This is a genomic window from uncultured Campylobacter sp. (assembly GCF_937921625.1).
In the GTDB taxonomy this organism is placed as follows: Bacteria; Campylobacterota; Campylobacteria; order Campylobacterales; family Campylobacteraceae; genus Campylobacter_B.
Map to the genome: position 1 here is coordinate 17,537 of NZ_CAKZTI010000067.1, position 10,553 is coordinate 28,089.

At 50.6% G+C, this 10,553-nt stretch carries 10 protein-coding genes and 1 pseudogene; 6 read left to right on the plus strand and 5 right to left on the minus strand.

Translation table 11 applies throughout. The annotated features are described in order from the left end of the window. Positions 1-545 precede the first annotated feature (545 nt). The 5 genes from Q0101_RS10525 to Q0101_RS10545 are packed head-to-tail and all read left to right on the plus strand — an operon-like array spanning position 546 to position 6,549. Positions 546-2,411, plus strand: coding sequence for an ATP-binding cassette domain-containing protein (locus Q0101_RS10525; protein ID WP_297945359.1), 1,866 nt, complete (start codon positions 546-548; stop codon positions 2,409-2,411). After that, the gene (locus Q0101_RS10530; RefSeq protein ID WP_297945362.1) at positions 2,398-3,222 is read left to right on the plus strand and encodes a hypothetical protein; all 825 of its coding nucleotides are present in this window, start codon (positions 2,398-2,400) and stop codon (positions 3,220-3,222) included. Before Q0101_RS10525 ends, Q0101_RS10530 begins: the two co-directional genes overlap by 14 nt. Beyond that, the gene (locus tag Q0101_RS10535; RefSeq protein ID WP_297945365.1) at positions 3,219-4,787 is read left to right on the plus strand and encodes an ABC transporter permease; all 1,569 of its coding nucleotides are present in this window, start codon (positions 3,219-3,221) and stop codon (positions 4,785-4,787) included. The genes Q0101_RS10530 and Q0101_RS10535 overlap by 4 nt, the downstream gene beginning before the upstream one ends. Then, complete coding sequence (locus Q0101_RS10540) at positions 4,784-5,461, plus strand: hypothetical protein (protein ID WP_297945368.1); 678 nt, start codon at positions 4,784-4,786, stop codon at positions 5,459-5,461. Before Q0101_RS10535 ends, Q0101_RS10540 begins: the two co-directional genes overlap by 4 nt. Beyond that, positions 5,458-6,549 carry an ABC transporter permease gene (locus tag Q0101_RS10545; RefSeq protein WP_297945369.1) on the plus strand — a complete coding sequence of 364 codons (1,092 nt, stop codon included), beginning with the start codon at positions 5,458-5,460 and terminating at the stop codon, positions 6,547-6,549. Before Q0101_RS10540 ends, Q0101_RS10545 begins: the two co-directional genes overlap by 4 nt. Before the next feature lie 266 nt (positions 6,550-6,815). On the opposite strand, the gene Q0101_RS10550 is transcribed toward Q0101_RS10545, so the two are convergent. From Q0101_RS10550 to Q0101_RS10565, 4 genes are all read right to left on the minus strand, one after another. Further along, a complete protein-coding gene (locus Q0101_RS10550) occupies positions 6,816-7,634 on the minus strand; it encodes a hypothetical protein (RefSeq protein ID WP_297945372.1) in 819 nt (272 codons plus the stop codon). A gap of 150 nt (positions 7,635-7,784) precedes the next feature. Further along, on the minus strand, positions 7,785-8,447 hold the full coding sequence (locus tag Q0101_RS10555; protein ID WP_297945374.1) for a hypothetical protein: 663 nt from the start codon (positions 8,445-8,447) through the stop codon (positions 7,785-7,787). Positions 8,448-8,538: 91 nt separating this feature from the next. Next, positions 8,539-9,237, minus strand: a complete 699-nt coding sequence (locus Q0101_RS10560) for a hypothetical protein (RefSeq protein WP_297945377.1) — start codon at positions 9,235-9,237, stop codon at positions 8,539-8,541. 108 nt (positions 9,238-9,345) lie between these two features. Then, positions 9,346-9,939: a hypothetical protein gene (locus tag Q0101_RS10565; RefSeq protein ID WP_297945380.1), complete on the minus strand. Its 594-nt coding sequence runs from the start codon at positions 9,937-9,939 to the stop codon at positions 9,346-9,348. A gap of 258 nt (positions 9,940-10,197) precedes the next feature. Here Q0101_RS10565 and Q0101_RS10570 point away from each other — a divergent pair, with 258 nt between their 5' ends. Continuing rightward, entirely contained in the window at positions 10,198-10,461 is a 264-nt protein-coding gene (locus tag Q0101_RS10570) for a hypothetical protein (RefSeq protein ID WP_297945383.1), read from the plus strand. Here Q0101_RS10570 and Q0101_RS10735 read toward each other — a convergent pair. Further along, positions 10,442-10,553: pseudogene (locus tag Q0101_RS10735) on the minus strand (ABC transporter ATP-binding protein); the annotation flags it as partial. The gene Q0101_RS10570 and the pseudogene Q0101_RS10735 overlap by 20 nt on opposite strands.

Below are 10,553 nucleotides of genomic sequence, written 5' to 3' on the forward strand. Positions count from 1 at the left end.
ATGGGTCGCCAGGTACCTGAAAACTCGCTTTCATCTGTGTTTTGAAGCGAGTTTATCGCGGATACTCACGGGCTGCTTCATGTTTTGGAGACCGCCCCGCCCATGCGCGTTGTGTGCGCATCGTTGGCGGCGCGGCTAGCCGATGCGATATGTACGCGCTCAAGACGGATCGGGCGGCGCGCGGAATATTCGGCGCGAGCCGTAAGCAACGCCGATCGTGCGGGCACTCGAATTCGAGCGGGCGATTGCAGGGCGCCCCGGCGCGATAGGGCTTGGTTTCGCGCGCTTGCGGTAAGTTGCGTCGAATTTATGCGAGGTTTGGGCGAAATTGTTCGACGCGCGTTGCTAAATTTAAAGCGCGCGGCGGTTGTAAAACCAATATGCCGCGACTATCACAAAACTAAGACGCCGTAGCGGCTGCGAAACTAAGACGTCTTTGCGGCTGCAGAAGCAAGGCATCGCGACAAAGAGCGCCTTTTCGGCGTGCACAGGCCTCGTTCGTCGCGCCAAGCGACGGGGCGAGTAAATAAAATTTGGAGCTAGGCTTGGATCTACTAAATATCGTAAATTTAAAGAAATTTTATCTGCGAGAGGATCGCAGCAAAAACGTCGTTTTTGAAAATTTTGATCTGCGAATTGGCGACGCGCCGCGGCTCATCAGCCTCACGGGCCCCGACGGCGCGGGCAAATCCACGCTTTTAAAGCTCATCTGCGGCATCATCGCGCCCGATTGCGGCGAGATAAAATTTGCTGGCTTCACCCCTAGCGGCGAAAATAAAGAATTCGTCCGCGCAAATGGCTATATGTCGCAGAGCTTGGGGCTTTACGAGGAGCTTAGCGTCTGGCAAAATTTAAACATTTTCGCGGGCCTAAAGGGGCTCGATCTAAAAGACGGCGAGGAGTATCTGCGCGGGCTTTTGCGCCGCGTGGGGCTTTTGAAATTTAAAGATTACGCCGTGGATTCGCTCTCTGGTGGGATGAAACAAAAGCTCGGCGTCGCCTGCGCGATTGCGGCAAAACCGCGGCTTTTGGTGCTCGATGAGCCCACCGTCGGCGTTGATCCGCTCTCGCGCAGCGAGCTGTGGGCGATCGTGCGCGAGTATCTGGATCAAAGCGGCGCGAAATGCATATTTTCGACGGCGTATTTTGACGAGGCGGCGGATGCCGATCTGACGCTGATTTTGCTCGGCGGCAAGATCATAGCGCAGGAGCGCGCCGCAAAGATCACCGCGGCGCTGCGAGATCGCACCTTTCGCATTGGCGGCGAGGATTATCAGAGCCTGGCGCGCCGCTTGATGTTTAAGACGCAGAGGTTTTTAAAAAACTCCCCGCTCATCGACATCTGCCCCAGAGACGGCAGCGTCGATCTGCTAAGCGAAGAGCCGATAAGCCTGCGCGATCTGCAGGAGTTTTTAAACGCGAGTCTAAGCGGTAGCGACGAAGACAGAGGCGGCGAAAGCACGGAGCGCGAAAACGGGGGCGACGAAAATTTTAAAATTTCAAATGAAAACGAGGGCGCTAAATTTAACGAAAACGAAAGCGCTAAATTTAAACTGAGCCCGCGCGAGGCGAGCCTAGAGGATGCGTATATTTTTTTAAATAAAGCAGAGATCGGCGCGGCAAACTTCGGCTACGAAAAAAGGAGCTTCGATGCGGCTCAAACCGTCATCAAAGTGCGCGATGTGAGTAAAAAATTCGGCTCATTCACCGCCGTGGAAAATACGAGTTTCGAGGTCAAAAAGGGCGAGATTTTCGGCCTTCTAGGTCCAAACGGCGCGGGCAAGACGACGACCTTTCGTATGATCTGCGCGCTTTTGGGTATGAGCGGGGGCGAGATCTCGGTCATGGGCGAGGATCTGCGTCATGCCAAATCATCGATCAGATCGCGCATCGGCTATGTCTCGCAGAAATTCTCGCTTTATAAAAAGCTAAGCTGCTATCAAAATTTAGAGTATTTCGGCCGTAGCTACGGCATCGGCGGCATGGCGCTGAAGCGGCGCATAGAGGAGCTTTTGAGCGAGTTTGGCTTGCAGCGGCTGCGAAACGAGACGTGGCAGAACCTACCCTTTGGCGCGGGGCGCAACCTTTCGATGGCGTGCGCGCTCATCCACCGCCCCGAGATTTTGTTTCTCGACGAGGCCACCAGCGGCGCCGATCCGCTTTCGCGCAGGCTCTTTTGGAACCGCATAAATGCGCTGGCGCGCACCGGCGTGAGCGTGGTCGTGACGACGCATTTTATGGAGGAGGCGGAGTATTGCGATCGGTTTTTGATCCAAGATCGCGGCAAAATCCTGGCGCTAGGCAGTCCCGACGAGGTCTGCGTGCAGCGCGGGCGGCGGCTTAGCGTGCAGCAGGCCTTCATAAACGAGGTGCAAAAATTTAGAAGCGAGGTGGGCGATGAGGGCTTTTGATCTAAATTTTGCGCGAGCGACTAGGATTTTTGATCCGAATTTTATGCGGGGCGGACGAAAACCAGCGCGCCCGCGCGGTAAAATTTTTAGCGGCGAAAAGCTCTTGCGGAGCGATGAAATTTTAAACGGCGGCAGGATTTTGAGCGACTGGGCTTTGAATGTCGGTGAAATTCTAAGCGGCGGAATTTTAAACGACGGCAAATTTTGGATCGATAATAAAATTTTGAAAGGCGGCGAAATTTTGAATGAGGCATCGCGCGGCAGGACACGGCGCGGATTTTGTAGATGGATACTGCGCGAGCTCTACGCAGAAGCGAGCCCGCTTCATCTGCGCCGCAAATTTCAAAGCGTGAGCGGCTCGCAAACGGATTATAAATTTCAAAGCGCGAGCAGCTCGCAAACAGATCGTAAATTTAAAATGGCGGTCAGTCTGCGAATAGCTTGTAAATTTAAAACCCCGATGCAAAAATTTTATCGCGGATATTGCGCCGCCGTAGAGCCTCTGCGTCAAAAATTCCGCAGCGAGACAATGCCGCGGTGCATAAAATTTCAAAGCCCGCCGTATGTACTCGCACGGCTAAAATTTCAGGGTGCGATGAGCGAGATGAGCGCAGGCAGTCCGTCTGTGCCGTTAAAATTTCAAATCTCGATTGCCGCATCTTTGCAATTAAAATTTTGGGGCGTGCCAAATGCGACCCCGCGGCTAAAATTTCAAAGCGCGGTAGTCGCCGAATTTGCGCGATCAAAATTTAAGGGCTCGTCGCGCGCAGCGCAGCGCCGCAAAATCCGAGCACAGGGGCAGGGTGGATGAATTTTACCTTTTTAAAAATCCTAGTAAAAAAGGAGTTTGCGCAGATCGCAAAGGATCGATCGGCGCTCGTGATCGCGTTTTTGATGCCGCTAATTTTGGTCGTGATCTACGGATACGCGATGCGGATGGACATAAAGCCCGTCAAGGTGGGCTTCGTAAGCGATCTGGGCTCCAAAATCGAGCGGGATCTGCTCGGCGGATTTTTGGGCTCAAAATACCTACAAACCCGCGTCTACACGGATCTAGAGAGCGCGAGGAGAGATTTTAAGGCGCACGAGATCGAGAGTATTTTGTATTTTGATCCGCGCTTTGCGGCTAAATTTCAAAACTCGCTGAGCGGGCTCGGCGGCGCAGGTGCGGGCGTAAATTTAAACCTCTTTAGCGACGAAAGCTCCTCTGCGGGCGGTGCGGACAATCTCCAAAATGCGAGCAGCGCTGAAAATTTCCGTCCGTTTGAGGACGACAGCGCGGGCGCTAGCACGGAGAGCGGCATAAACACCTCCACGGGCGGCACCAACGTAAGCGGCGAGGGTTCATACGGCAACGGCGCAGAAGCGGGCGGCAGCGGAGTAAATTCAAGCGGCGCAACTGCAAATTCCAGTAGTGGCGCAAGCGATATGGGCGCAAATCAAGGCAGCGTAAATTTAATCGGCGGCGCAGACGATCTTCAAAATGCGAGCAGCGGCGCCAATGCAAACCCTTCCGCTAACGGCGCTCGCAGCGCGGGCGGCGCTGCAAATAACGGCGGCGTAAATAGCGCAGGCGGCTCGAATAAAGACGGCGCCGAAATTTTCCTTATCCAAAACGCCACTCAGTCGCAGCTCGCGCTTCTTAGCTATGTTTACGTAGCAGGCGTAATCGAGCAGGTTTTGGCGCAAGATTACGGCTTTTTAAACGCAAATTTAAACGCCGCCGCAAGGCCCGTCAGCGTGAATTATCGCAGCTGGTTCAATGAAGCCAACGAATCGACGTGGTATCTCGTATCTGCCGAGTACGTGGGGATTTTGGGGCTCATCTGCCTATTTATGGTCGCGGTCGTGATCTCGCGCGAATGGGACCGCGGCACGATCGCCTCGCTTTACAATTCCAACGCAAGCGCGCTTGAGATCGTTACTGCCAAGGTCGGCGCGTATTATTTCCTGGCGCTTTTGGGCGGCGCGATGACGCTCGTTTACGGGCAGGTGCTTTTGGGCATCCCGATCCGCGGCAGCGTGGCGATGCTGCTGGCGACGCTTTGCGTATTCGTGCTGGAGATGACCTGCCTAGGCATGCTGATCTCGGCGATTTGCAAAAATCAATTCCTAGCGCAGGAATACGCCATCGTCATCGGCTACCTACCCGTGACGCTGCTTAGCGGCATGATATTCGATCTGCGCGGACTGCCCGCGGCGGTCAATTTCATCGGGCACCTGCTGCCGCCCACATACGCGGTCGAGTCCTTTCGCATCTGCTTTCTCTCGGGCGGACAGAGCGCGACGCTATGGGTAAACCTCGCCATTCAGGCGCTCGGAGCGGTTCTGTTTTTCAGCTTGTGCGTGCTTAGCGTAAAAAGGGGCGCACGATGAAATTTTTAAAATTTCTAGGCGCGAGATGCTTTGGTTCGCGGGCGGCGGAACTTTTGAAATTTACGTCCAAGCTGCGCAATGAGTTTGGAATTTTAAAGTTTATGCGCGCTTCAGCGCCTTTTGCGGATACAGCGCAAAATTTTATACCGCAGCGTGGATTGAGAATTTCAAAGCTTATTTGCGAGCTGCCGTCTACTCTACGTCGTGTTTTGCCGAGCGCAGATGTAGCCGAAGCAGGGCACGTGACGCGGCTTACTTCGCAGCATGCGCACGACGCGATAGAAAAACGGCGTGCGGTTAAGTTTAATCATGCGGGCGGATATTTAAATTCTGCGTGGCGCTACATAGCGCGATTTTGTAGCGCAGCTGCACGGCACGGCTACGAAGTAGGGCGCACGGAAAAATTTAGCAAATTTAGCCTCACAAACGCGCTTTTAAATTCCATCTCCTTGCCGCCGCGTAAATTTAAACTCACGCTTTTAAAATTTACGCCCGAGGTGCCGCGCAATATATCTGAAATTTTAAATTTTATGCCTGAGCTGCGCAAATTTAAATCAGCGTCTGCGGTGCGTTTAAATTTCGCTTTCAATTCCGTGCCGCGAGCCCGCGCCGCTAAAGTTGAAAATGGTGTTAAATTTGAAGGTGCCGCTAAATTTAAAAGGGGTGTGCGATGAACGCTCTGCGAAAATCTCTACTTCGAATTCGCGCGCTGATAAAAAAGGAATTTTTGGCGATGTTTCGCGACAAGGGCACGCGCATGGTGCTGATCGTGCCGGTGCTGGTGCAGGCGATCATATTCGGCTACGGCGCGAATTTCACCCCCGAGCAGGTGCGCTACGCGATTTTGGACGACGCCCGCGATGCGACGTCCGCTGCGCTGGTACAGCAGATCGCCGCTACGCCGATGTTTAAAACAGATCTTGGCTGCAAAGACCTAACCTGCCTGCGCCGCGCCGTAAGCGAGGGAGAGGCGATCATCGCGATCTATTTTGGCAGCGATTTTGCGAGCACGCACGAGCTTTTGATCATCGCGGATTCGCGCAATACGACCTTGGCAAATACCGTCATCGGCTTCGTGCAGGCCATAGCGGGGGAATACAACTCGCAGCATTTTGTTAATTTAATCAGCATAAATCCGCGCTATGTTTTTAACGAAAACACGATCACGCGCTACACGATCATGACGGGGATGATTTTGGGGCTTTCGATGATTCAGGTGCTGATGCTATCGGCGTTTAGCGTCTCTCGAGAGCGCGAGGAGGGGAGCTTCGATATGATGCTGATGACGCCCGCGAACCCGCTTGAGATGCTGATCGGCAAAGCCGTGCCGCCCGTGCTGATCGCGATCGCGCAGGGGCTCGCGCTGTTTTTGATCTGCGTATTCTACTTCGAAATTCCATTCCGCGGGCGCTTTGCGGATCTTTTTGCGATCATTGCGATCTTTAGCGCCTGCAACGTAGGCATCGGCCTCGCGATCTCGACCGTCTGCAAAACCTCGCTACAATCGGTCGTGAGCTCGTTTTTGTTCCTGCTGCCGTGCATTATGATAAGCGGGCTGATAACGCCTGCGGACGCGATGCCGCGGTGGTTTTACTACATCGCGCACCTCGATCCGATGTATTATGCCAACAACTGCATGTGGCGGATCTATCTGGAGGGCGCGAGTCTCGGCGAGCTGTGGCATCTCATCGTGCCGCTGCTGCTGATAGGGCTTGGCACGTTGAGCTTTGCGGCGTCGCTTTTTAGAAATAAGCTGGATTAGGGATTTAGATCGGAATTTTAGTTTAGAATTTCAGCTGGAATTTTGGCTTGGATTTTGCTTCGTAGGAATTTTTGGATTGAACCTCTGCTTAAAATTTTAAATTGATCGCGGAATTTCGGCTTGGAATTTCGCCCTAAATTTTGCGCGTTCGTAGCGGATAAAATTAAATCAAAATTCCGCGTTTCCGCCCGATGCGCCGCGCGTCGCGATAAAATTCCGCACCTTAAATTTTAAAAATTTTGCGAAATTCCATCTTGCGAATAGAATTAGAATTTAAATCCGGGGTTGCCCGGGCGTCTTGCGGCAGTCGTATCATCTGCGCTCACTGCTGAAGCAGGCATATTTGCGGTATCTGCGCTCGCCTTGGAAGCGGGCTTTTTCGCATCGTCCGCATCCGATTTCTTAAAAGCGGCGAGTTTGCTGTAAATGCTCGGTTTTTCGCCGTCCGCGCCTAGCTTGGCGCCATCAAGCTCGCTAGAATTTTCCGCGCCGCATAACCTTGCGGGGTTGAATTTTATCCACGCTATGATTAGCAAAATCCCCGAAAACGCTGTTACCAGCGACGCTGCGATTAGATACGGCAGCGCGAGGATTACGCCTATTTTAGCTAGCGCGCCCGATACCGCTTCGCAGGGCCATGCCACAGACACCACTATGCCGTAGATTTTAAATAAATCCACGCCGCTAAGTGTGGCTAGACGGCAGTTTAATACGCCCCAGATTATCACCGCTGCGCACGTCGAAAGGACGTAGAGCAGGGTGTAGAGTAGATCAAGCATCGCGCCCTCCTTTAGCGCTACTACCATGGCGCAGTAGCACAAAATAGCGACGATTGGGATACTTTCTATCAGCCTATAGGTTTTAACGAAGCGCACGCCTAGTGCCTTTTCTAGGCAAACGAAGCAGTCGTAAAATATCGCTAGCGTCGCTAGTAGCGCTAAAACTCTAAAAATCGCGACCGCGTCCTCGTCTATGTCACTTACGCCCACCGTGCCGCTTATGCCGATGCCTAGCAAAATCACGGCACCTAAAACTCCGCGGAATTTCGCCTTGCGAAGCAGATCTTGCTTTGAAATTTCTTTCATTTTTATCCTTTGAATTTTCTAAATTTACGCGCTATTTTGCGGCTTTGCTGCTGCGGCGGCGCGCTTGACATTGCTATAACAGCGCGGCTTTGGACGTTGCGGTTTAGACTTGCAAAAGGCGTGGTCGCCGCAAAACGAAAGCGCTTCGGCTTAGGCGAGCTTTTCTATCTTGCTCCAGGCTAGTAGGTGCACGATGCCGGTTATTATGAGGGCAGCAAACGGCAAAAATTCCTTAAACGATGTGATGACTAAAGCCGCAACCGTATCGCCAGTTTGCGGTTTGGAGTTAGCCAAACCGAAGGGTCCCGCGCCACATAGCCAATTTAGCGCAAAAAAGAAGGCGCAGAGCCATACATAGATGCGAAAGGCACTCACGCCGCTTACTCGCGCCAAAGAGAAATTTATGCGAAGCCACGCTACAACTACGTAGATTGCGGCTGCGGGCACCGCTAAATTCCATATTGTCTCTCCTGTTGTCTCTCTAACCATCTCTTCTCTACAAGAAATTATCGGATGAAATAATGAAAACACCGAGATACAGATGAAAACAATTATGCAGTTGCGGTAAAGCGCCGCCGCTTTTATCCCGCTAAGAGCTGAAATTTTGCTGAGCGCTCTTAACCTATAAATCACCGAGAAGCAAATAAAAGCGATAAAAATTCCACCTATGATCACGATATTATATGGATACCCCGGTATGCCCTCAAAAACAAAGTCTATCGCCATCAAAACCACCGGTAACGCCGCCAAAAACAGATCGATGCCGGTGCTGATCATCCCATTTTTTCTTGCCTGAGATACGAGATCTTGCATAATAAGCCTTTTTAAAATTTATCTCGAAGTGTAAAACGCTAATCAAACCGGAAAGAGCGAAATTTCATCGTGGCGAGAGGTTCGCGAAATTTCAAACCTCCGCGCTTATCTTTTCTATCTTGCTCCAGGCTAGTAGGTGCACGATACCAGTTATTATGAGAGCGGCAAACGGCAGGAGCAGTTTAAGCATTACGACAGCAATAGCTAAAGCCGAGACCTGCTCGGTCCGTGGCTCGGAGGAAATAGCTATAGCAATAATCGCTGCATTGCATAATATGTTGAGTACAAAAAGCCCCACGCAGAGCCACACATAAGTCCGAAAGGTACTCACGCCGCTTATGCGCGCCAAAGAAAAATTTATGCGAAACCATGCGACGATTATGTAAATAACGCCCACGAAAAGCGCTAGTCCAAATATTGCCGCAAATGGATTATCACTCTGCCCGCCGTCTGCGTCAGGCTCTCTCGGATAAAGGTAATTGAGCACGAGCGCTAGCGCAAAAAAGCAGACACAGATTATTATGCAGTTGCGATAAAGCGTCGCTGCTTTTATGCCGCTAAGCGCTGAAATTTTTCGGAGTGCCTGCAATCTGAAAAATGCCGAAACACAAATAAAAGCAATCAAAATTCCGCTAGCGATATAATTTATCATCTCGTCGTCAAGGCGCCATGGCTCGCTGAAAGAGACATAGCCTACTACGATAAAAACCGCGGGTAATGCCGCCAAAAACAGATCGATGCCGGTACTGATCATCCCCTCTTTTCTTGCCTGAGATACAATGAATTGCATATATAAACCCTTTTTAAAAATTTGACCCGAAGTATATATAAACAAGCATAAAATATAAATTAAACCGACAAGATCGGAATTCTATCGCGACAAGATATTTGCGAAATTCTAAACTTTTACGCTTGTCTTTTCTATCTTGCTCCAGGCTAGCAGGTGCACGATGCCGGTTATTATGAGGACTATGGGTAATATCAAATGGTATAGTGCATTTAATGGAAAAAGGATGACGCAGAGCCACACATATGTCTCAAAGATCCTCACGCCGCTTACGCGCGCTAGAGCAAAATTTATGCGAAACCACGCTACGATCATGTAGATTGCGCCCGCAAATGCTATCAAAATGCACAATATCATTGCCAAATGCTTGTGTGAGATCGATAAAGGAATCGATAAAAAAATGCTTGTTATGGCAATGACACAGATGCAGACAATTACGCAGTTGCGGTAAAGTGCCGCCACCCTTATGCCGCTAAGCATTGAAATTTTGCGGAGCGCTCTTAGCCTGAAAAATACCGAAACACACAAAAGAGCAAAAATAATTCCGCCAGTGATATAGGTAGCCGTCTTGTTGGTGCTAAGCCCTAGCATGCCGCCAGTAGCAATATCTAGCGCAACTAAAGTCGCAGGCACCGCCGTTAAAAACAGATCAATACCGGTGCTGATCATCCCCTCTTTTCTTGCCTGAGATACGAGATCTTGCATAATAAGCCTTTTTAAAATTTATCTCGAAGTATACATAAATCGATGTAAAGCAGGAATTAAATAGCTAAATTTAAAATTTTTAAATTTCGTTGCGGCAAGCTTGCAAACTACGAAATTTCGGAATTCCAGGAATTCTACCAGAGCGAGAATAAAATTTCGCCGCGGGATTTAAAACGGAATTTTGATTATGGATTTGCGGGGTAGAATTCCACTGTGAAATTTCAAAATCTCAAGCGCGACATACTTTCATAGCACGCTTTGAAAGTCAGCAAACCGCAGGTAGAATTCCGCTATGAAGATTTCTACTCGGAATTCCGCGGTAAAATTTCACTATGGAATTTAGACTGGAATTCTATGGCAAAACCTCGATATAAAATTTTAATCGGAATTTCAAGACGGCATTTCAAGACAAAATTCTGCGATTTAAATTTCGCTCAAGATAAAATCTCGCGATTTAAAATTTCGCGCCGATTGATGAGCTGCTTTGTCGCGCCGCTCATGCTTACCTCACCTGCGCGCTGAAAATTTGCGTGATGCTGGGGATTTGCTCGCCTTCCATGTCAAATTCCGCCGTTTTGATCTGTACGCCGTAGAGCGAGCTAAGCGCGGCTTCG

Coding starts and splice junctions, on each gene's coding strand:
- Q0101_RS10530 (WP_297945362.1), top strand. CDS start 2,398: ATGAGGGCTTTTGATCTAAATTTTGCGCGAGCGACTAGGATTTTTGAT.
- Q0101_RS10535 (WP_297945365.1), top strand. CDS start 3,219: ATGAATTTTACCTTTTTAAAAATCCTAGTAAAAAAGGAGTTTGCGCAG.
- Q0101_RS10540 (WP_297945368.1), top strand. CDS start 4,784: ATGAAATTTTTAAAATTTCTAGGCGCGAGATGCTTTGGTTCGCGGGCG.
- Q0101_RS10545 (WP_297945369.1), top strand. CDS start 5,458: ATGAACGCTCTGCGAAAATCTCTACTTCGAATTCGCGCGCTGATAAAA.
- Q0101_RS10550 (WP_297945372.1), bottom strand. CDS start 7,634: ATGAAAGAAATTTCAAAGCAAGATCTGCTTCGCAAGGCGAAATTCCGC.
- Q0101_RS10555 (WP_297945374.1), bottom strand. CDS start 8,447: ATGCAAGATCTCGTATCTCAGGCAAGAAAAAATGGGATGATCAGCACC.
- Q0101_RS10560 (WP_297945377.1), bottom strand. CDS start 9,237: ATGCAATTCATTGTATCTCAGGCAAGAAAAGAGGGGATGATCAGTACC.
- Q0101_RS10565 (WP_297945380.1), bottom strand. CDS start 9,939: ATGCAAGATCTCGTATCTCAGGCAAGAAAAGAGGGGATGATCAGCACC.